Genomic DNA, 19493 nt, shown 5'->3' on the forward strand with positions numbered 1-19493 from the left:
TGGCAGTTCTCCTTGTGCTCAAGCCAGTTTCGCGGCGCGCATCAGCGCACGCACAACGGATCGTTGTCCCAGTTCCACCTTGTAGGCGTTGTGGGCCAGCGGGCGGGCATCGCGCAGCGCGGCTGCGGCAGCCTGGCGGAACGTGTCTTCGGTGGCTCGGCGACCGACCAGCTCGGCCTCAGCCTCGGCGCTGCGCCAGGGTTTGTGGGCGACGCTGCCCAGCACCACACGCGCCTGGCGGATGGTGCCGCCGTCGAGTTGCAGCGCGGCGGCGACAGAGACCATCGCAAAGGCGTAGGAGGTTCGATCGCGCACTTTGAGGTAGTGGGAGTTGCGTGCGAACTCTGCTGCCGAGACCGGCAGTTCGATGGCGAGGATCAATTCGCCATGTTCGAGGTTGTTGTCCCGCTGCGGGGTGTCGCCCGGCAGGCGATGGAAATCGGCAATCGGGATCAGCCGCTCGCGCCCGTCCGTCGTATGCACACGCACGTTGGCGTCAAGCGCATACAGCGCGTTGGCCATGTCGCCCGGATAGGTTGCCACACAGGCCTCGCTCCAGCCGAGGACGGCGTGGATCTTGTTCAGTCCCTCGCGCGCACCGCAGCCGGTGCCGGGCTCGCGCTTGTTGCACGGCGTTGCGGTGTCGTAGAAGTAGTTGCACCGAGTACGCTGCAGGAGGTTGCCGCCGTTGGTGGCCATGTTGCGCAACTGCCCCGAGGCACCCGCGACGATGGCCTGGGTCAGCAGCGGATAGTTCTCGCGGATCACCGGATGGTTGGCGGTCTCGGTGTTGGTCGCCAGCGCACCCAAGGACAGGCCCGCGCGGGTACGCTGGATCTGCCGCAGCGGCAACTGGCGGATGTCCACCACACGGGTGGGCCGCTCCACGTCTTCCTTCATCAGGTCGACGAGATTGGAGCCGCCCGCGAGGAACTTCGCGCCAGGCACGCTCGCGACTGCGGCTGCGGCCGATGCGGCATCGGCCGCCCGTACGTACTCAAACGGTCTCATGGCCATCCTCCTTGCGAACGGACGCCAGTTGCGTCTCGGTGGCGAATTGCCAGGTCTGGGCGGTCTGGCGTCCCGAGTGCACCTCCTGCACCGCGGCAACGATGCCGGGGTAGGCGCCGCAGCGACAGATGTTGCCGCTCATGCGCTCCTTGATTTCCTCGTCGGTGAGGCGTGTCGTGGTCTTGCTGACGTCGGCCGTGACATGGCTGACATCTCCGCGGCGTGCTTCGCCCAGCATGCCGACGGCCGAGCAGATCTGGCCCGGCGTACAGTAACCACACTGAAAGCCGTCGTGCTTGATGAAGGCGGCTTGCACCGGGTGCAATTGATTGCCCTGGGCCAGCCCCTCGATCGTGGTGACTTCTCGCCCTTCGAGCGTTGCTGCCAGCGTGAGGCAGGACAGGACGCGCTCGCCGTCCACCAGCACCGTGCAAGCGCCACACTGGCCTTGGTCGCAGCCTTTTTTCGATCCGGTCATTGCCAGGCGTTCGCGCAAAGCGTCGAGCAGCACCACGCGAGAATCAATTTCCAGGGTCTTCTGCACGCCGTTGACCTGGAAGGTCACGTTGACGACGTTCTGCGCTTTGATCAACGCCGTTGCGGCGCCTTCGGCAAGCGGCATCTGCGCCAACGCGGCCTCTTGGGCCAGCAGGTTTGCCGCGAACAGGCCGACGCCGCCCGCGGCGGAGCTCATCATGAAGGTGCGGCGCGACTGGCCGACACCGTCCAGATCGGGCATTTCGCTCAGAAGCGCCGCTTCATCGGCGCTGAGCTCAACCGGTGGGTCGGTCTCGATGGGATGTTTCATCGTGGGTTCCTTTCCTTCGGGCTAAATGGCGTTGGCGGTTTGGCCGGGACAAAACTTGCGCGGGATGGGATCGCGGGCGCGTGCGTGTCGTGTCGATTGCAGGTGCGCGCCTTACTTCTCCTTGGCGCCAGTGGCACGGTGGGACTGCGCATCGGCGGCGTTGTGCTCCCACCATGGCGCGAACGACTGTGCGCCGCCGTCCAGATGGACGGGCTGGCCGATCTCTGGCGTCCACAGCGCATAGCCGCGTCCCTTGCTGGCAGCCGCGATGCGTTTGAAGGGATCGTCCCAGTCGTGGGGCGCGATGGAAAAGCGGCCCACATGCCCCGGCATCAGCACGCGCGTGCGCAGGTCCTCGGCTGCCTGCGCGGCCTGCTCCGGGTTCATGTGGACGCTCGCCCAGCGGGGGTCGTACTGACCAGCGTCTAGCGCCACCCAATCGAAAGGGCCGAGCTGCTGGCCGATTTGAGCGAAATGCGGCCCGTAGCCCGAGTCACCGCTGAAAAAGAGGCGGCGCTCGGGAGACACCAGAGCGAATCCGACCCACAGCGACTGGTCGCGGGTCAGGGTGCGCCCGGAGAAATGCCGGGCCGGCGCGATGTGGATCTGCACCTGCGGGGTCAGCGCGATCACCTCGTTCCAGTCGGCCTCGCGCACGGTGGCCAGGTCGTAGCCCCAAGCCTCGAAATGCGCCCCCACGCCCAGCCCGACGATCACCTTCTTGACCTTGGACTTGAGGGCCAGGATGGATGGGTAGTCCAGATGGTCATAGTGGTCGTGGCTGATCAGCAGCGCATCGATCTCGGGCATGTCGTCGGCCGCGTAGATGCTGGTGCCCTCGAACGCTCGGTTTGCCGCCGGTAGGGGCGCGGCATTGGTGCTGAAGACCGGATCGATCAGGAAGCGCTGTCCATCCAGTTGCACAAAATAAGAGGAGTGGCCCAGCCAGACCACCAGGTCCTGCGCAGGATTGAGCGCCTTGAGGTTGGTCTTGATGGCGGGAATGGCGCCCGGCGGACGGGGCTGGCCCTTCTTCCCAAGGAGAGTCTCCTTCCACATCGACAGTTCGGACTGATCTGTCGTCTTCATGGGCGTGTCGATCTGGTTTCGGAACATGCCATCGGCAAGGTTGGGCGAGTGTTCGATGCGTGTCAACCGTTCGCCGCTGGGAAGTTCCCCGAACACCGGTTGCTGAAAATAGGCGAAGACACCGACGACGCCCAGGACGGCGACGCCGACACCCGCCTTGATGACGCGGGACCAGAGTTCTTTCATGCTTATGTACCTTGTGCGGGTGTCACGCGAATCAGGGCGCCGTTCGGGGCATCGGTCAGCACCATGACCGCGCCGTCCCGGGCGACATCGACATCCCGGATGCGGCCCTGGCCTTGCAGGTAGCGGGCCTCGCCCGTGACGCGCCCGCCGTTCAGGGTCAGCCGCACCAGCGCTTGGCCGGCCAGGCCGCCGATCAGCAGATCGCCGTGCCATCCGGGAAACAGCGTGCCTTGGTAGAACGCCATGCCGCTGGGCGCGATCACTGGGTCCCAGTAGTAGATCGGCTGCTCCATGTCCCTGCGTGCCGTCAGCCTGTCGCCGATGGCGCGGCCGCTGTAGTCGAGGCCGTAGGTGATGACTGGCCAGCCGTAGTTCCGCCTAGCTTGCGGCTGGTTCAATTCGTCACCGCCAAGCGCCCCATGCTCCACCGTCCAGAGCTTGCCGTCCGGCGCTAGCGCGGCCGACTGCACATTGCGATGCCCGTAAGACCAGACTTCGGGCTGGCCGCCCGGAATCGACGGATTGCCTGCGGCAGCACCGCCTTGCGGATCTATGCGCAGCACCTTACCGATGTGCGTGCCGGGATCCTGCGCCAGCGCGCGCGCCTCATAGCGATCCCCGGTCGTCACGAACAGCATGCCGGCGCGGTCGAAGACCAGCCGCGAACCGAAGTGGGCCGTGGAGTTCCTGGCCGGGTTCTGCCGGAAGATCACCCGGACGTCCGTGATCCTGTGATCGTCCCTGGACAGCACACCCGTTGCCACAGCGGTCGCGTTGGCGCCGCCGTCACGCGGCTCGGCATAGCTCCACCACAGACGGCGTGTCCGCGCGAAGTCGTCACGGACCACCACGTCGAGCAGTCCGCCCTGGCCCCGGGCGTCCACAGCGGGGAGGCCGGTGATCGGCTCGGACACCTTGCCGTCGGCGGTGATCAGCCGCAGCCGGCCCGGGCGCTCGGTCACAAGCCAACGGCCGTCGGCTAACTGGGCCATGCCCCAGGGATGCACCAGACCGTCGGCGACGACCTGCGAGTTCAGCCGGACGTCCGCATCGAGGATCGGCGCACGGGTCTGGCCTTCAAAGGCGGGGCGCTGGTCCTTCGCATTCGGCGCGCGGGCGTTGAAGTCCTGCGCCTGCGCAGCTCCTGCGGCAAAGGCCAGCAGCGAGATGGCAGCAACAAGATGCCCGGTCAGGGCGGAACGTCGAGCTTGCTTCTTCATGGGCACCTCTCATCAGGTTCTGACATTGCCTCTTGGGGAATCGCTGATCGGCCGGGGGCACGAGCCCGCCAGCCTGGTACCGGTGGCGCGCGCCAGTTCCGCCAGCAGCAGGTCCTGGAACCGGGTGTCGTTGACGGCGGGGTGCGGCTCCTGGCGCCGTTGGTGGTGCCAATAGCTGCCGCTGTTCAATACCTCGGGATCGTCGCTGGTCGCAAGCCATTCCTGGGTCAGGTGGCCCAGTCTCGGGTCGTCGGGCGTGCTCGGGCCACCCATGTTGGTCGGCACCCAGCCCGGATCGACGGCGTTGCTGTACACCTCGGGCCACAGCCGTGCGACGGCCGCTGCCAGAGTGGTCACGAACAACTTGCTGTCCGAGTAGCAGCCGGTGGATGTGCGGCCGGTCCAGTCCATGCCGGCCAGGCTAGCGCGTCCGCCCCGGTGCATGCTGCTGCTCAGGTAGATCAGGCGCTTGGGGCGCTGGATGAGGGACGTGAGCAGGTACGGTGCGACGACGTTGACAACCAGCAGTTGGGCGCCATTGGGGATGCCCACGTTGTGGACGACGGCATCCATTGCGCCGCTCGCATTGACCTGGCGGGCAAGATCAAGAATCTGCGCAAGATCGGACAAATCACCGACCGTGGCGACGGCGTCCTGGTCCACGAGTTCCTTTACGGCCGACATGCGCCTGCGAGCGCACGTGCACGACGACTGCGTGGCCCTGGCCCAGCCCAGTCCATCGGCCGAGCCGGTAACGAACACGCGGGCCTTGACGCCTGACTTGCTGCCTCGTTGTGCGTTGGGCGTGGAAGTCTCCTTTCCGGAATCCGCCGGTGTGTGTGCCCTGGATGTCGCAGGGTCAAGGGGTGAGCCAGCAATCAATGTCGAACCAAGTCCGGCGCCTGAGGTGAAAAATATTTGACGCTCCACAGGCATGATCCCCCGATCAGGCCGTTAGGCGCCGGATGGCCAGCGGCGGCATACCGTTTTCGGGATGAAGCGGGCGGCAGCCCCTTGCTGAACGCCTTGGCGTGGAACACCATCGCCCCTTGCCCCTTGCCCCTTGCCCCTTGCCCCTTGCCCCTTGCCCCTTGCCCTTTGCCCATGTCACTGGTGACGACGTAGAGGTCGTTTCTGCCAGGCTGGTGCGGGTCAGGTTGTGGCCGCCATCGTGTCCGGGCAGCAGCACCTGACCGATGGGAATGCCGTTGCGGTTGAGGGCCAGCAAGTGGCCCTGCCCGTAGATCGCCGCGCACACGTTGTCGTCGGCATCTGCACGCATCAGAGTCTGGGGCCGGGCCGACGAAGTCGTAGGCGATGGTCGAGCTGATCGGCGCGATGGTGGTCGCGTCGGCCAGTTCGATCCGGTGCAGCAGGTTGCGGCCGAACTCGGTCGCCCACAGCGTCTTGCCGTCGGGGCAGAGCGCCAGGCCATTGGCCATTGCCAAGTTGGGCAGCACGGGTTCGATGGTCGCCAGTCCTGCGCGGCGTAGTACACACCGCCCCTGGATTCGGTCGCGGTGCTCTTGAAATAGGTGAAGTAGAAGTCGCCGCGCGCGTCGAACACCAGGTCATTGGGCATGTACCCGGCCACGGGCGGCACGATGATCTGCAGGCCCGAGCCGCCCGGATTCGCCGAATAAATCGCGCCGCGTCGGTTCGGAATGCCCAGAGCCGCGATGAACGGGCGCCCGTTCGGATTGAAAGCCAGCCCGCCCGGCGACAGCGTGTCCAGCGTGACGACGGTGGACAACTGCTGATCCGGGGTCAGGCGCAGAACGCGTCGCTCGCTCACGTCGCAGAAAAGCAGATTGCAGCTGCGGTCGAAGATCGCCCCTTCGAGGAGCAACCCCTCGTTGGACACCTTGAACCAGGGTTCAGCCACGGCTGTCTGCAATGCGCGCTCAGATGCCGGGATCGGCACCACACTGCGCGTATGCATGTCGAAGGCCGGTTCAGCGAACCTGCGCTGCGCCGAGGCTGCCGACACGTGGCCCAAGCCGATGACGACAAAGGCCGCGCGTACCTTGGCATCCGGCCGGTCGCCGCTCTCGCGCATCGCTTCGCGGAAAGATGCCGTCGTCATGGCACGGGCCCTACCAAGGTTGGTTCGAGGGGCCGACCGTGAACTCATTGATCGTCGTGTCGTCGGGCTGGTCGATCGCGAAGGCCACGACGTTGGCGATCCGATCCGGGGAAATGCCGAACTTGTCGTAGATGCTTTGCATCTGGTCGAGCGACGCTTTGTCGCTGAAGGTCGACAGCAGCTCGGTATTGATTGCAGCCGGGTAGATCGTCGCGGTGCGGATGTTGGAGCCCTCCATGGCGGACTCCATGCGCAGGACTTCCATGAAGTCGCGCAGGAACCATTTGGTGCCGCCATAGACGGCACCACCCGGATAGGCCTTGAGCCCCGCCACCGACGAGGTGGCAATCACGTGCCCGGACTTCTGCGCCAGGAATTCGGGCAGTACGGCGGCCACGCCATTGAGCACGCCCTTGACGTTGACATCGACCATCTGATGCCACTCGTCGGTTTTGAGCGCGGACAGCGGCGAGTTGGGCATCAGGCCGGCATTGAGAAAAATGGCGTCCACGCGGCCGAACCTGTCCTTGGCCAACTTGACGATGGCATCGTTCTCGGACTGTCGGGTGACGTCCAGTTCCTGGTACATCGCCTGGCCGCCATGCGCCTGGATCTCGTCGGTGATTCGCTGCAGGTTGGCTGCGCGCCGCGCGCCGAGTACGACCTTGGCGCCTTTGCTCGCGAGCAGTTTGGCCGTGGCCTCGCCGATGCCGGAAGAGGCGCCGGTGATGATGACGACTTTGTCTTTGATCATGATGTTCTTCCGCTTTCCTTCTATGTGCCGGCAACGCATGCCGGCGTGACCACCAGTACACAGTGAATCCGCCGTCAACGGCCAGGGCCTGGCCGTTGACGAAGGTCGAGCCCGAACGGGCCATGTGAGCGATCCTTGATCGGTTGGATCAGCCCTTGAGGTGCTTGCCGAAGAAGTCGGTGATCTTGTCGAAGGGAATCTTGTCCACGCGGTCGTACAGATCAATGTGGCTGGCGCCCGGGATGATCACCAGCTCTTTGGGCTCTGCGGCGGCCGCATAGGCGGTCTGGGCGAAATAGAGCGAATGGGCCTTCTCGCCGTGCACGAACAGGATCGGACGCGGCGAGATCTCCTTGATGTAGGTCAGGATCGGCATGTTCATGAACGACAGCGGCGTGGTGACCGTCCAGGCGTTGCCGGAGTTGACCGCGCGCGGGTGGTAGCCGCGCGGCGTCATGTAGTAGTCGTGGTAATCGACCATGAACTGTGCGTCGCCGGGCTTGACGTCCTTGTTGTAAGGCGGCTGGTAGGCCGGTTTCCCATTCGCGGCGTCCTCCCAGCGCTGCCGGCTCAGCTGCTCCAGCGTCTGCGTGCGCTGCGCAGGGGTCACGACGTCGTTGTAGCCCTTGGACATGACGCGGGTCATGTCGTACATGGTGCTGGCGACGACAGCCCTGACGCGCTTGTCGGCGGCCACGGCGTTCAATGCCATGCCGCCCCAGCCGCAGATGCCGATAACGCCGATGCGCTCGCGATCGACGTAGGGCTGTAGGCCGATGAAGTCCACCGCCGCCATGAAATCCTCGGTGTTGATGTCCGGCGAGGCGACGTTGCGCGGCTCGCCGCCGCTTTCCCCGGTGTAGGAGCCATCGAAGGCCAGTGCCACGAAGCCGCGCTCGGCCATGATCTGCGCGTACAGACCCGAGGACTGTTCCTTGACCGCGCCAAACGGACCGCCGACGACGATCGCCGCCAAGCGCTGGGTCGCGCGGTTCTTCGGCAGATACAGGTCAGCCGCGAGGGTGATGCCGTAGCGGTTCTTGAAGGTGACCTTTTGGTGATCTACCTTATCGCTCTTTGGGAAGAGCTTGTCCCATTCACGCGTCAGCCGCAGGCCGCCCGACTCGATCATGGCCGATGAAGTTTGCGCCAGCGCCGTCTGGCCACCGAGGGCCACTGACAAGCCGGCAAGGATCGAGCCTTGGACCACGCCCTTGAGGGCTGTCCTCCGTTTGAGGTTCTCGATGTTCAGGGTAGCTTCGTTCATGACGTTCTCTATTACGTGATTGATGGATCTGGCCGGCAGGTCGGTTCCTTTTGCCCTCACGAGTGAGGGTCAGCGGTACGCTTCCGGTCTGCCGCCGTCGGTGTCGGGCTGGCTGATGCCCAGGTTGAGGTTGGCGTACTGCTGGGGGTTCTTCACAAGTTCGGCCACGAAGCGGCCGATGCTCGCGCGTGAGGTTTCCGTGCCCTTGTAGGTCTCGCCCTTCCGGGTCAACTGGAACGCTTCCGTTGGCTTGTTGGTCAGCCAGACCGGGCGCAGGACGGTGTAGGCCAGCCCTGATTGCTCGGCAATCTCTGCCGTCTTAAAGTTGATCGGGCGGTACTGGCCGACCATGCTCTTGTCCCAGGCATTGAAGGCTGGAGGCAGTTCACCGTAGATGCCACCGGCACTGATGACGACGATGTGGCGCGCGCCAACTTCTCTCATGGCCTGCACGATGTTCGCGGTCTTGGCGCCCAGGTCCATGCCACCCATGGTGCTGACGACAATCTCCTGCCCACGGATCGCGCGCATCAGGTCTGCGAGGGAAGACGAATCGCCCTCCACGACATTCACCCGACCGCTCTGCATGTGCTGCAGGCGGCTTGCGCGGCGCAAGAAGAGGGTCAGCTTCACGTCCGCCTGTTCCAGCAGACGGGGGATGATTTCCTGCGACGTGCTTCCGTTGGCGCCGATCAGAATCACGTTCTTCATGGTTGAGTTGGCCTGTTTGCATTCGTTGCGTTCGCTCGCTCGCTCACCCGGATGAGAATTGAGCTTCGCGGACTTGGGTTCTTTGGATCAGGATGGCTGGCTGTGCACCCGGTAGCGCAGCCACAGGGTGCTGTTTTTTAGCGCCTTCACGTCGATCAGCGTGAACGAGCGAGGCTTGACTTGAGAAAACGGCGCCCGGGCCGTGAACAGACCCGGAGCAGCGGGCGATGCGTCGGAGACGGGACACAGCAGGAGGCTCAGTTCATCGACCAGGCCGTCCTGCACATATGACCAGTTCAGCACGCCGCCGCCGCCGATCATCACGCGCTCCATGCCGAACAGCGTCACCAGCTTATGCAGGGCCAGGGCGTTGTCCGGCTGGTCGTTGCCGGCGATGACGTAGGAGATACCCAGCCGCCTCAGCAAGTCCTTGTAGGCGTTGCCGGCCCGCTCGGTCAGTACCGAAACCACGTGCGACCGGACACCGCCATAATCGACGTGGTTCTCCTCCCACCCCAAGCGGCCGGCAGGGTCCAGCGCCACGTAGTACATGGGCGCATTCGCCTCTGCCACGAAGTCGCCTTCGGGAACCAGGGCCGCAGATTCGTTCAGGTCGGGCTTGCGGTAGCGGGTAAAGTTGTCGTCGGTCGAAACGCGGCCATTCAGGTAGCCCCGAATGTTCAGCACCTGCTGCTCGGCATGCAGTGCCAGTTGCTCGTACAGGAGCGCTGCCGAATCGAACTCGGGCAGTGCAATGTTGTGGATTCGTCCGTCCAGCGTCGTCAGCGTATGGATCACGACGTAGGGCTTGTTCAAGGTGGTTGCCAACATCGGTTCGTCCTCTATTCCTTGGAGAACTCGATTCGTGTGCCGCCGCTGCCGAGCGCCTGGGCCAGGCCGGAGGGATCGTCCACGCGGCCGAGGCGCGTGTAGGAATAGGAGGAGCTGAAGGTCAGGTAAAAGACGACCAGCGTCCTCGATCCGTACAGCATGAGGTCGCCGCTGCGGATCGTGCCGGGTCGGCTTGCATTCGTTGGCAGCGACTTCAACAACTCCCCATGCTTCTCGTTGCCGTTGAGGTCGGCCATGTTGATCGACAGTGGCAGCATCGCGGCAAGCTCGCGAGCTGCTTCGGTGTCGGCCAGGGTGATGGTGAAGTGGCGTTCGCCGACGGTCATCTGCATGCGGGGTTCCTCCGGTTGGACAGTGGCCGTGGCAGCGGCGGTATGCGTGCCCGATGCGCCGGGCTGGGCGGCGTCGCATCCAGTCAGCATGAGCAGACCGCACAAGAGGCCCAGGGTGCGCATGGCCGACAAGCCATGCCCAGGCAGGTGTTCACTGACCGTCCGACTGCGGTCTTTGTGAAGGACATCGAGGTTCATGGTCATGGGGTCTCCTGGTTGGAGGTGGCGATTCAGGCCGCTTGCCGGGCTTGCGCGCGCGGGGTCGTGAAAGCCAGGGAGGCAGCGGGCAGCAGCACGGCCGTACTCGCCACGAAGGTGCTCCGGTAGCCGGTTGCGTCGAACAGCTGACCGCCGACGCTCGCGCCCAGCGCGATGGGCAACTGGATCACAGCCACCATCCGGCGGAACTCCTGTGAAGGTACAGACGAATCGCCATCCGAGGCATGGGCCTGGGTGAGCCGCCACCGCATGCCGCCAGCCCGAACGTGTAGTCGACGAGCACGACCGGCGCTTGGCGCCGCAACCATGGCGTGCAAATCGGCAATACCTCTTTTCATGCCAGGATGTTGGCGCAGCAAAGTCAAATTGACTAGCTAATGAATACTTAAAGAGGATATAAGATTAACTAATCAGAAAGCCGTGCGAGACTTTGCACCGTGGTCAAACGTAACCTCAACGATCTCCAGTACTTCGTGACGGTAGCGCGCGAAGGCAGTTTCACGCGCGCAGCCTCGCTGCTGGGTGTCACTCAATCGGCGCTCAGCCAGGCCATCAGCGGCCTGGAGACGCGCCTGGACATCCGTCTGCTCACGCGCACCACGCGCAGCGTGTCGCCCACCGCCGCCGGCGAGCGACTGCTCAACGCCATCGGCCACCGATTCGACGAGATCCATGCCGAACTGGACGAGCTGACGGAAATGCGGGACAAGCCGGCCGGCACGGTTCGGATCACCTGCGGCGAGCACGTCCTGCGGACCACGCTGCTTCCCAAGCTGACCCCTTTGCTGCTTGAGTTCCCTGAAATCAAGGTTGAGTTCGACATCAACTACGGCTTCAGGGACATCGTGGCGGACCGCTTCGATGCCGGTGTGCGTCTTGGCGACACCATCGACAAGGACATGATCGCGGTGGCGCTCGGCCCGCAGTTGCGCATGGCCGCTGCGGCGTCGCCGGCGTATTTCGCGAAAAATCCCAAGCCCAAGAACCCTCGCAACCTGGTGAAGCACAACTGCATCAACATGCGCATGCAGACTGCGGGAGGTATTTACGTTTGGGACTTCGAGCGCCGCAGCCAGAAGTTGAACGTGCGAGTGGATGGGCAACTCATCTTCAATACCTCGCCTAGCATGGTGGACGCGGCAGTCGCAAGCCTGGGCATCGCGTTTTTGCCCGAAGAAGAGTTTGCGCCGCACCTTGAGAACGGTCGGCTGGTGCGCGTTCTGGAGGACTGGTGTGCCCCATTCCCTGGCTACTACCTGTACTACCCGAGTCGCAAGCAGCCCTCGCATGCGTTCTCGCTGGTTCTTGATGCGCTGCGGTGGACTGCGCCGTCAATCACCAAGAAGCGATAGCCGATTCCGCCCGAGACAGGTATCGCTGTCCGGCCCAAAGAGGGATGGCACAGGGGTCTGCCACGAACGGCGCCGCACCTTAGAGAGACCAGGAAATCAAAGGAAGCCAATGACCTGTGCCCCCGGGCTCGGACCACCCAAGAGGTGCCGCAGATCGTGCAGGCATTTCGTCATGCAGCCCGGTGTGCCGTCGAGGCCGGCCCGGATGGCGTCGAGATCCACGGTGCGAACGCCTACCTGATTCATCAATTCCTTGCACCCCGCGCCAACGCGCGCAGCGACGAATACGAAGGCAGCATTGCGAATTGCACTCGCTTCGCTGTCGAGGTTGAAACGCAATGCCAAAAATCATGCCCAAGGCCTCGAATTCGTCGATCCATGGCACGCTGCCATCTTTGATGGGCTGTGTGTTCGCCGTGTTTCTCGTCACGGGCGCGGCATTGCCAGCTCTGCCGCTACACATCCATGGAGACCTGGGCTTCAGCGTATTCGCTGTCGGCCTTGTCGCGGGCGCGCAGTTCGCTGCGGCGCTGCTTTGCCGACTGCGGTCCGGGACGGTATCAGATCGGCTGGGGTCCAAGTTTGCCGTGGTGGCTGGGGCTGTGATGGCGGCGCTCGCCGGCTTGCTCTACCTCGCATCGACGATGACTACTGGCGATCCCGCGTGGTCGATCGCGATCCTGCTGGCAGGCCGCGTGCTCTTGGGGGGCGCTGAGAGCTTCATCATGATCGGTGCGCAGAGCTGGTGCCTTGCTCTCGCGGGTCCGGGTCAGGTAGGCAAGATGATCGCGTGGATCGGCACAGCGATGTTCGTCGCCTTGGCCCTGGGTGCGCCTCTTGGGAGCTTTCTGTATTCGAGACTTGGTTTCGCTTCTATTGGGTGGGCGACACTTCTTGGCGCCGTGGCGACATGGCTGCTGGTCGTCTTCGTTCCGGCGACCCGGCCTGCAACGCAAAGCCGAGGGACAGCCAGACAGGTGCTCAAGGCGGTTTGGATACCTGGGCTGGCGATGGCATTTTCGAGCGTGGGCTACGGCATCACTACGGCGTTCGCCGTGCTGCTGTTCGTCCAGAATGGATGGCAGCCGGCCTGGCTGTCTTTCACCGCATTCGCGATCGCCTTGGTGGTGGCGCGAGTCTTCTTCGGTCCATTGCCTGATCGCCTCGGCGGCTCACGCACTGCGATGATCTTTATCGTGATCCACAGCGCGGGGCTTGCTCTTATCTGGCTTTCCCCCTACGCGTGGCTTGCTTTTGCTGGATCTGCCATGGCGGGATTCGGCTACGCACTGGTGTATCCGGGCCTCGGTATGGAGGCTGTCTCCCGCGCGCCGACCGAGGCGCGAGGTCTCGCAATGGGTGTCTATACGGCCTTCATCGACTTGGCGCTTGGCTTGTTCGCGCCTCTCCTGGGGCTTCTCGCCAATGTGATCGGAGTGGCGCAGATTTTTCTCATTGCCGCGCTGCTCGCGCTTTGCGCAGTGCCGATCGCTGCGTGGCTGGGGGCCCATCCGGCCCGTGGGGGCACTGCCAGCCTGACGCGTAAAAAATGAGCTGGTGTGCAAAGGCGCGAGGCATTTGCATTTGCATCAGCCGGCATGTTCGGCTAGTACGTCCAGCGGAACGTGCAACGCGCCGCGCGGGTGGCCCGCGCATTCGCAAACAGGTAGCCTGTGGTGCGTCTGCGCATGCCAAATACCTGCACCACGATGGCTACCAGCCGATCCGCGCCAGCACGCATGTCTACCGGCCCGACCGCCATCCACAGCGGGTCAATACGAATCACCGCAGCAGCTCACGCATCCAGACCGCGTAGTCTGCGCTGGCCGCGCGGTCGGCCAACTGATCTTCAGGGCCGTGGCGCTGCGCCGCAGCTCGATGTCGGCCGGTGTTGAGGAAAGCGGGGTCTGTGCCAGCGACACGGGCACGAATTGCAGTGCACGGTAAGCGCGGCCCCAGCACCTTATTGACCGGCCGGGTCCGGCAAAGTCAGACGTCGAGCACGTGGCGCAGCAGTGCGAAGCCGACGCGCCACTTGGTGCCGTCACCCGGGTCGATGGAGGCCGTGCGGTCGTTGATGCGCACGATGGTGCCGATGACGGTTTGCAGGTACTTGTCCTCGAACGCCACCTTCTCGCCGCAACGGAAGTCGTTGCGCGTTGGCTTGGGTGCAGCCGGTGGCGGTGCGAGCTCTTGTTCCCGCATTTGCGCCTGCGCTCTTGCGGTGGCATTGGGCGCCGGCGGCTCGATGGCCGCATAGGGCAGCTTCCACTCGCGCCGCTCGGTCAGGTCCTGCAGCGTGACCTGCGTGTCCCGCATGGCCAGCACCTTGCCCTCTCGCAGGCTGCCGTCGCGCCAGTCCACAAAGCGCACCGTCTGGCCCAGGTGCATGTTCACGCGCACGGCGATGATGCGCCGCGGGTCGGCCAGCATGCGCTCGATCAACGTGTTCAGCTGGTGTGAACGCTGGTCAGGAGCCGCGTCTATTCGCTGGTGAAGCGTCGGATTTGATCTTGAGCTGATCGACCTGTGACAGCAGCGCCTCCTCGCAGGCTTCGTCTGCCAGGTTGAACCAGTGCTGCACGAAGTACATCCTCAGCATGCGCTCCAGCCCGACCGGCGGGCGGCCGTTGCCAGCCTTGGGATAGTGAGGCTCGATCACCTCGCACAACGCAATTCAGGGCACGATTTCTTCCATGGTCGCCAGGAAGGTGTCGCGCCTCGTCGGCTTGCGGTATTGCTCGAATCCTTGGCCTTGATCGGCCGCCATCGCGAGGGTCTGCTGCTTCATCTTCACCTGCCCGTCTGTGCTGACTTGGTACATGCAAACCCCGCGGCAGATTCGACCTTATTCAGCGTTGCCTTAATCGGCGACGCGCTCGACGCGCACGGTGCCGGACGGCAGGACCTGGAGGGCCTTCACGTCACCCAGCAGCCGGCCCAGGCGCACCAGCCCGCTGGCGTGGGGCGCCCCCCGGTAGAAGAACGCCAGGTTGCCCCAGGGCGCGTAATAGGCCAGGTCTCCAGGCGCAGGGGTGAAGCCGGGCTTACCGGCCGCCGCCGCCAGCTTGCCCGGCAGGTAGGCGACCTTCTCTGTGGCCTGGTAGTCCTCCAGCTGCAGCGTCCAATGGCAGCAGCGACAAGAGTTCGGTGGCCACGTCGCTGGCCTCCAGGAGGACGTCGAGGTGGATCTCGCTGCGGTGGATGCGGATCTTCATGGTGGATTCATGGGGTCCTGCGGCCCGGGCCGATGCGACCAGGGCCAGGGGGACCCACCCCAGCGCCGCGACCGCCATGCCGCGCCGGGTGAGGCCTTGGCTGCGAGCGGGATCGCGGTGCGGGACGGGGTGGAAGGGCGTGGTGGGACGAACCGGACAGGCATGGCCGGCTCGCTCAGCGCATCTGCAGCACGATCACGTCGCTGCGGGCCGGGTTGGTCTCTTCGCGCAAGGTCTTCACGTCTTCCTGTTTCACGGCCCCGCCCTGGTTGCCCCACGCGCCGCGCACGTAGGACAGCACGTCGGCAATCTCTTGGTCCGAGAGCTGGTCGCGGAAAGCCGGCATGCGGTACGCGTCCGGCACGCCGGCGGCCACGACGCGAGCCGAACCATTCAACGTCACGTTGATGGCGGACGCTCTGGCCAGCGGCACCACGGAGGAGGTGGCACCGGCCAGCGGCGGGATCCATGGTGCCTGGCCAGCGCCGCTGGCACCATGGCAGGCCGCACATTTCGCGGCGAAGGTCTTCACAGCGCTGGCATTCGCCGCGGAGTCGGAAGATGCCGGGCGCTCGCTGAGGGCCGTGGCAGTGGTGCCGGCATCGCCCGGCAGGGACTTCAGGTAGTACGCGATGGCCCGCAGGTCGTCGTCGGTCATGAACTGGGTGGAGTTATTGAAGGCATCGGCCATGGAGCCGAACACCACGGCATGCGCGTTGCGGCCGACCTTTAGGAACTGCACCACCTCGTCCTCACGCCAGCGACCGAGCCCGGTGGCACCGTCGCCGCGCAAGCTGGGCGCATACCAGCCGTCCAGCAACGCGCCCGAAAGGAACAGCGGGCTGCTCTCGCTCAGCGCCTGCTCGTTCATCGCCAGGCCGCGCGGCGTGTGGCAGCTGCCGCAATGGCCCGGACCTTGCACGATGTAGGCGCCGCGGTTCCAGAGATCGGCGTTCACACCGGCCTTGGCCGGTGCCTTGGGCTGGTAGCTGCCGGATTCGGTGAAGACTGTGTTCCATAGCGCCAACGGCCAGCGCATGTTCAGCGGCCATGGGATCTCGCTGGCCTGGTTCGGCTGCGGGACGGGGCTCACGCCGTGCATGAAGAAGGCGTAGAGGGCCCGCAAGTCATCATCGCCCAGCTTGGCATACGACGGATAGGGCATGGCCGGATACAACCGGTGCCCATCGGCCGCCACGCCCAGGCGCACCGCGCGGTCGAAGTCGGCCAGCGAATAGCGACCGATGCCGGTAGCCTGGTCCGGCGTGATGTTGGTTGCGAAGATGGCTCCCATGGGTGTGGCCATCTTCAGTCCGCCGGCAAAGGGCTTGCTCTGCGGCGTGCTGTGGCAGGCCACGCAATCGCTCAGGCGGGCCAGGTATTCGCCGCGGCGGATCAGCTCTGCCGAAGGAGCCGCAGTGCGTGGATCCCCTGCGGCCTCGGCGTCGAAAGGCGAAGGCGGCGTGCGACGGGCCAACCAAGCCATGCCGGCGGCCAGCACCAGTGCGACCAGCAGCAGCCGGACCAGCATCTTCTTGAAACGGAGCTTGCTCATCGATCGTACGGCTCAGGCCTCGAAGGTGTGGCGCGACAGCGGCATGCTGCGGACAGGTTTGCCCGTCAGCCGGGCGACGGCATTCGCCACAGCCGGCGGCACGGCGGGCAACGGCGGCTCGCCGATTCCGCCCATCTTTTCGCCGCTCTCGACAACCCGGACGTGCACCCGCGGCATGAGGTCGGGCGGCAGGATGGGATAGAGGTCGTAGTTCCTCGCCCGGGGCATACCGTGCTCGTAGACGCTCTCCTCCAACAGCACCTGCGACACCCCCAGCGCCACGGCACCCTTGACCTGGGCTTCAACGATGGCCGGGTTGACGATGCTGCCGGGGTCGATGGCTTCCCAGATGTCGTGCACCCGCACCCGTCCCTGCTTGATCGAGACTTCCGCAATGGCCGCAGCATGGCTGCCGAAGGGCGAGGCCATGGCCACGCCACGGGCCCGGCGCGTACCGTCCGCCGCGGTGAAGGGGCCGCGCTTCCAGCCGCCGGACAGCTCGGCGGCCGCCTTCAGCAGGCGGGTCAACCGTGCGTTGTCCTTCAGCAGGAGCAGCCGCAGCTCGTACGGGTCATGCCCGCCCTTGTCTGCCAGCTCATCGAGGAAGGCTTCGTAGAAGAAGTCGTTCATCGAATTGCCGACCGAGCGCCAGTAGCCTAGCATCATGGGCGTCTGCACGTAGAGCCGCGCCACGCGCCGGTTCGCGATGGCGTAGGCCTTGCCTGCCAGGCCTTCCACGGCGGTTGGGTCCGGTTTCTCGGCGCGCTTGCCACTGAGACCTTCGGTCGGACCTTCGGTGGCACTGATGGCCTCCAGTGCGACCGGCAGGCCGTCCTGATCGAGCCCGGCGCGAAAGCGCACAACGGCCATGGGCCGCACGGTGTCGCGCAGGAACTCCTCCTCGCGGCTCCAAATCAGCTTGATCGGACGCCCGGTAGCCTTCGCCAGCTGGATGGCCTGCGGATACGGGCTGGCTGCCTCGTAGAGGAAATGGCGGCCGAAGAAGCCGCCCAGCACCGGCGAATGCAGCGTGATCTTGTCGGCAGGCAGTCCGGTTTTCTTGGCCATGTCGGCGCGGAACATGTCCGGGGCCTGGTTGGGCAGCCAAACCTCCAGTGTGCCATCGGGGTTGAAACGCGCCAGCGCCGAGGGTGGTTCCAGCTGCGCGTGCTTGACGTACTGGCTGGCATAGGTGGCAGTCACCACGGTCTTCGCGCCCTTGAAGCCGGAGGCGATGTCGCCGGCCACCTCGGCCTCGTCGCCCGCACCGGTCGCGGCCGCGAGCCGCTGCTGGAAGGCCGCGGTCGAGAAATCGGCCGGCATCACGCGCTGGGTGGCCTCGGGCCCGGCTTCGCGCCAGTCCACCTGCAGGGCCTCGGCTGCCCGCTTGGCGTGCCACCAGCGTTCAGCGACGACCGCCATCGCGCCCGGCAGGCGGTGCACCGAGTGCACGCCCTTCATGGCCTCGACCTGCGCCTGGTTGCGCACACTACCCACCGTCATGCCCAGCCGGGGCGCGTGCTGAACGGCGGCATGCAGCATGCCGTCCAGTTTCATGTCGATGGTGTAGAGCACCTTGCCGGTGGACTTCTCGTGCGCGTCCAGCCGCTTGACGGGCTGGCCGATCCAGCGGAATTGCGAACGCTCCTTGAGCTTCACGCTGGCGGGGTCGGGCACCGGCAGGTCCATGGCCTGCGTGGCGAGCTGCCCGTAGGCGAGCGAGCGGCCGGAAGCCGCGTGCACCACCCGGCCCGGCTCGGTGCTGAGCTGTGCGACCGGCACGCGCAGGCGCTGCGACGCTGCTTGCAGCAGCATGGCCCGCGCGAGCGCGCCCAGGCGCCGCATGGTCGGATAGCCAAGGCGCACCGACATGCTGCCGCCGGTGATGCGCATGCCGTTGTCCAGCACAGCGAACTCCTGTCCGGGTGGTGCATTTTCCACGATGAAGCTAGCGGGATCGGCGTCCAGTTCCTCGCCGACGATCTGCGCCATGGCGGTGAAGGTGCCCTGCCCACCTTCGATGAACGGGCTTTGCAGGCGAACCGAGTTGTCCGGCCGGATCTCCAGGAACGCCGGCACTTTCGTGCCGCGCATCGCGGGTGTCGCCGCAGCCTGGGCACGTGCACTGCCCATTGGCAAACCGAAGCCCAGCACGAACGCACCACTCGCCGTACCCGCCGAGCGGAGCAGGAAACCCCGACGCGAGACATTGGTCGGCTCACCGGTCGGGAAGGCATCTTCCGCCGCGGCGTTTGGAAAAAATGGCGTGCTCATGACTGCACCTCGTCCGCAGCGCCGCCGGTCCCGGCCGTACGCGCCACCGAATGGCCTGATAGCAACTCTCCCGCCACTGCGGCGCCCGCCCGCCCTGCCAGGTCATGCACCGCATCGCGAATGGCGTTGTAGGTGCCACATCGGCAGAGGTTGACCATGGCGGTGTCGATTTCCGCGTCCGTGGGACGCGGGTTTTGCTTCAACAGAGACGTGGTGGCCATGACCTGGCCGGACTGGCAGTAGCCACACTGGGGCACCTGATGCACCACCCAGGCCTGCACCACCCGCTGGCCCACCGCATCCTGCTCGATGGCCTCGATGGTGGTGATCTGCCGGCCGACGACGGCCGAGGCCGGCATCACGCAGGAGCGCGTCACCACGCCGTCGATCAGCACCGAACATGCGCCGCATTGCGCCAGCCCACAGCCGTACTTCGTGCCGGTCAGACCGAGGTCGTCCCGGATCACCCACAGCAAAGGCGTGTCCGCCTCTGCATCGACCTCATGCGTCTTACCGTTGATCTGGAGTTGCATGCTGCTTCATCTGTTGGTTTGGGGCA

The 19493-nt window shown here is 65.1% G+C and carries 21 protein-coding genes and 2 pseudogenes; 3 read left to right on the forward strand and 20 right to left on the reverse strand.

The genetic code is table 11. The annotated features are described in order from the left end of the window. Positions 1–18: 18 nt before the first annotated feature. The 12 genes from LRH25_RS14025 to LRH25_RS14080 all read right to left on the reverse strand — a co-directional run bounded on the left by LRH25_RS14025 (position 19) and on the right by LRH25_RS14080 (position 10714). Positions 19–1011, reverse strand: coding sequence for an FAD binding domain-containing protein (locus LRH25_RS14025; protein WP_141284421.1), 993 nt, complete (start codon positions 1009–1011; stop codon positions 19–21). Next, positions 998–1819, reverse strand: coding sequence for a 2Fe-2S iron-sulfur cluster-binding protein (locus tag LRH25_RS14030; protein WP_141284419.1), 822 nt, complete (start codon positions 1817–1819; stop codon positions 998–1000). Before LRH25_RS14030 ends, LRH25_RS14025 begins: the two co-directional genes overlap by 14 nt. Before the next feature lie 111 nt (positions 1820–1930). Then, a complete protein-coding gene (locus tag LRH25_RS14035; RefSeq protein ID WP_141284417.1) occupies positions 1931–3094 on the reverse strand; it encodes an MBL fold metallo-hydrolase in 1164 nt (387 codons plus the stop codon). Between the two features lie 2 nt (positions 3095–3096). Further along, positions 3097–4314, reverse strand: a complete 1218-nt coding sequence (locus LRH25_RS14040; RefSeq protein ID WP_141284414.1) for a PQQ-dependent sugar dehydrogenase — start codon at positions 4312–4314, stop codon at positions 3097–3099. A gap of 12 nt (positions 4315–4326) precedes the next feature. Further along, positions 4327–5076 (reverse strand): Rossmann-fold NAD(P)-binding domain-containing protein, encoded by a 750-nt coding sequence (locus tag LRH25_RS14045; RefSeq protein ID WP_231011389.1) that lies wholly within the window; start codon positions 5074–5076, stop codon positions 4327–4329. A 184-nt stretch (positions 5077–5260) separates the two neighbouring features. Further along, positions 5261–6400: an SMP-30/gluconolactonase/LRE family protein gene (locus tag LRH25_RS14050; RefSeq protein ID WP_211361266.1), complete on the reverse strand. Its 1140-nt coding sequence runs from the start codon at positions 6398–6400 to the stop codon at positions 5261–5263. 10 nt (positions 6401–6410) lie between these two features. Further along, on the reverse strand, positions 6411–7154 hold the full coding sequence (locus tag LRH25_RS14055) for an SDR family oxidoreductase (RefSeq protein WP_141284410.1): 744 nt from the start codon (positions 7152–7154) through the stop codon (positions 6411–6413). 148 nt (positions 7155–7302) lie between these two features. Further along, positions 7303–8286: an alpha/beta hydrolase gene (locus LRH25_RS14060; RefSeq protein ID WP_231011423.1), complete on the reverse strand. Its 984-nt coding sequence runs from the start codon at positions 8284–8286 to the stop codon at positions 7303–7305. Between the two features lie 204 nt (positions 8287–8490). Then, entirely contained in the window at positions 8491–9132 is a 642-nt protein-coding gene (locus LRH25_RS14065; RefSeq protein ID WP_141284406.1) for an NAD(P)H-binding protein, read from the reverse strand. 87 nt (positions 9133–9219) lie between these two features. Then, complete coding sequence (locus tag LRH25_RS14070; RefSeq protein WP_141284404.1) at positions 9220–9963, reverse strand: dihydrofolate reductase family protein; 744 nt, start codon at positions 9961–9963, stop codon at positions 9220–9222. Between the two features lie 11 nt (positions 9964–9974). Then, positions 9975–10520 carry a cyclophilin-like fold protein gene (locus LRH25_RS14075; RefSeq protein WP_231011390.1) on the reverse strand — a complete coding sequence of 182 codons (546 nt, stop codon included), beginning with the start codon at positions 10518–10520 and terminating at the stop codon, positions 9975–9977. Between the two features lie 26 nt (positions 10521–10546). After that, a complete protein-coding gene (locus LRH25_RS14080; RefSeq protein WP_310733297.1) occupies positions 10547–10714 on the reverse strand; it encodes a hypothetical protein in 168 nt (55 codons plus the stop codon). A 258-nt stretch (positions 10715–10972) separates the two neighbouring features. Here LRH25_RS14080 and LRH25_RS14085 point away from each other — a divergent pair, with 258 nt between their 5' ends. The 3 genes and pseudogenes from LRH25_RS14085 to LRH25_RS14095 all read left to right on the forward strand — a co-directional run bounded on the left by LRH25_RS14085 (position 10973) and on the right by LRH25_RS14095 (position 13440). Further along, complete coding sequence (locus LRH25_RS14085; RefSeq protein WP_141284402.1) at positions 10973–11887, forward strand: LysR family transcriptional regulator; 915 nt, start codon at positions 10973–10975, stop codon at positions 11885–11887. 120 nt (positions 11888–12007) lie between these two features. Beyond that, positions 12008–12223, forward strand: a pseudogene (locus LRH25_RS14090) (oxidoreductase); the annotation flags it as partial. 2 nt (positions 12224–12225) lie between these two features. After that, the gene (locus LRH25_RS14095; RefSeq protein WP_231011392.1) at positions 12226–13440 is read left to right on the forward strand and encodes an arabinose transporter; all 1215 of its coding nucleotides are present in this window, start codon (positions 12226–12228) and stop codon (positions 13438–13440) included. A gap of 53 nt (positions 13441–13493) precedes the next feature. On the opposite strand, the gene LRH25_RS33300 is transcribed toward LRH25_RS14095, so the two are convergent. The 8 genes and pseudogenes from LRH25_RS33300 to LRH25_RS14125 form a co-directional block, all read right to left on the reverse strand. Then, the gene (locus LRH25_RS33300) at positions 13494–13649 is read right to left on the reverse strand and encodes an IS66 family insertion sequence element accessory protein TnpB (RefSeq protein WP_370538409.1); all 156 of its coding nucleotides are present in this window, start codon (positions 13647–13649) and stop codon (positions 13494–13496) included. A 227-nt stretch (positions 13650–13876) separates the two neighbouring features. After that, complete coding sequence (locus tag LRH25_RS14100) at positions 13877–14332, reverse strand: hypothetical protein (RefSeq protein ID WP_231011393.1); 456 nt, start codon at positions 14330–14332, stop codon at positions 13877–13879. 91 nt (positions 14333–14423) lie between these two features. Continuing rightward, positions 14424–14678, reverse strand: a pseudogene (locus LRH25_RS14105) (transposase); the annotation flags it as partial. Positions 14679–14750: 72 nt separating this feature from the next. Then, positions 14751–15008, reverse strand: coding sequence for a cyclophilin-like fold protein (locus LRH25_RS33305; protein WP_211361267.1), 258 nt, complete (start codon positions 15006–15008; stop codon positions 14751–14753). Next, a complete protein-coding gene (locus LRH25_RS14110) occupies positions 14935–15105 on the reverse strand; it encodes a hypothetical protein (RefSeq protein ID WP_211361264.1) in 171 nt (56 codons plus the stop codon). The genes LRH25_RS33305 and LRH25_RS14110 overlap by 74 nt, the downstream gene beginning before the upstream one ends. A gap of 175 nt (positions 15106–15280) precedes the next feature. Next, positions 15281–16660, reverse strand: a complete 1380-nt coding sequence (locus tag LRH25_RS14115) for a c-type cytochrome (RefSeq protein ID WP_141284395.1) — start codon at positions 16658–16660, stop codon at positions 15281–15283. 12 nt (positions 16661–16672) lie between these two features. Beyond that, positions 16673–18934 (reverse strand): xanthine dehydrogenase family protein molybdopterin-binding subunit, encoded by a 2262-nt coding sequence (locus LRH25_RS14120; RefSeq protein ID WP_141284393.1) that lies wholly within the window; start codon positions 18932–18934, stop codon positions 16673–16675. Further along, entirely contained in the window at positions 18931–19467 is a 537-nt protein-coding gene (locus tag LRH25_RS14125; RefSeq protein ID WP_141284391.1) for a (2Fe-2S)-binding protein, read from the reverse strand. Before LRH25_RS14125 ends, LRH25_RS14120 begins: the two co-directional genes overlap by 4 nt. Between the last annotated feature and the right edge of the window lie 26 nt (positions 19468–19493).

The organism is Ideonella azotifigens (genome assembly GCF_021043325.1).
Taxonomy (GTDB): Bacteria; Pseudomonadota; Gammaproteobacteria; order Burkholderiales; family Burkholderiaceae_C; genus Ideonella; species Ideonella azotifigens.

What these genes read in the sequence shown, in the direction of transcription:
- LRH25_RS14080 (WP_310733297.1), bottom strand. Translation starts at nt 10,714, where the DNA reads ATGGTGGCTGTGATCCAGTTGCCCATCGCGCTGGGCGCGAGCGTCGGC.
- LRH25_RS14060 (WP_231011423.1), bottom strand. Translation starts at nt 8,286, where the DNA reads ATGATCGAGTCGGGCGGCCTGCGGCTGACGCGTGAATGGGACAAGCTC.
- LRH25_RS14040 (WP_141284414.1), bottom strand. Translation starts at nt 4,314, where the DNA reads ATGAAGAAGCAAGCTCGACGTTCCGCCCTGACCGGGCATCTTGTTGCT.
- LRH25_RS14035 (WP_141284417.1), bottom strand. Translation starts at nt 3,094, where the DNA reads ATGAAAGAACTCTGGTCCCGCGTCATCAAGGCGGGTGTCGGCGTCGCC.
- LRH25_RS14050 (WP_211361266.1), bottom strand. Translation starts at nt 6,400, where the DNA reads ATGACGACGGCATCTTTCCGCGAAGCGATGCGCGAGAGCGGCGACCGG.
- LRH25_RS14120 (WP_141284393.1), bottom strand. Translation starts at nt 18,934, where the DNA reads ATGAGCACGCCATTTTTTCCAAACGCCGCGGCGGAAGATGCCTTCCCG.
- LRH25_RS33300 (WP_370538409.1), bottom strand. Translation starts at nt 13,649, where the DNA reads ATGGCGGTCGGGCCGGTAGACATGCGTGCTGGCGCGGATCGGCTGGTA.
- LRH25_RS14030 (WP_141284419.1), bottom strand. Translation starts at nt 1,819, where the DNA reads ATGAAACATCCCATCGAGACCGACCCACCGGTTGAGCTCAGCGCCGAT.
- LRH25_RS14065 (WP_141284406.1), bottom strand. Translation starts at nt 9,132, where the DNA reads ATGAAGAACGTGATTCTGATCGGCGCCAACGGAAGCACGTCGCAGGAA.
- LRH25_RS14110 (WP_211361264.1), bottom strand. Translation starts at nt 15,105, where the DNA reads ATGAAGATCCGCATCCACCGCAGCGAGATCCACCTCGACGTCCTCCTG.
- LRH25_RS14025 (WP_141284421.1), bottom strand. Translation starts at nt 1,011, where the DNA reads ATGAGACCGTTTGAGTACGTACGGGCGGCCGATGCCGCATCGGCCGCA.
- LRH25_RS14055 (WP_141284410.1), bottom strand. Translation starts at nt 7,154, where the DNA reads ATGATCAAAGACAAAGTCGTCATCATCACCGGCGCCTCTTCCGGCATC.
- LRH25_RS14070 (WP_141284404.1), bottom strand. Translation starts at nt 9,963, where the DNA reads ATGTTGGCAACCACCTTGAACAAGCCCTACGTCGTGATCCATACGCTG.
- LRH25_RS14095 (WP_231011392.1), top strand. Translation starts at nt 12,226, where the DNA reads ATGCCAAAAATCATGCCCAAGGCCTCGAATTCGTCGATCCATGGCACG.
- LRH25_RS14115 (WP_141284395.1), bottom strand. Translation starts at nt 16,660, where the DNA reads ATGAGCAAGCTCCGTTTCAAGAAGATGCTGGTCCGGCTGCTGCTGGTC.
- LRH25_RS14125 (WP_141284391.1), bottom strand. Translation starts at nt 19,467, where the DNA reads ATGCAACTCCAGATCAACGGTAAGACGCATGAGGTCGATGCAGAGGCG.
- LRH25_RS14075 (WP_231011390.1), bottom strand. Translation starts at nt 10,520, where the DNA reads ATGACCATGAACCTCGATGTCCTTCACAAAGACCGCAGTCGGACGGTC.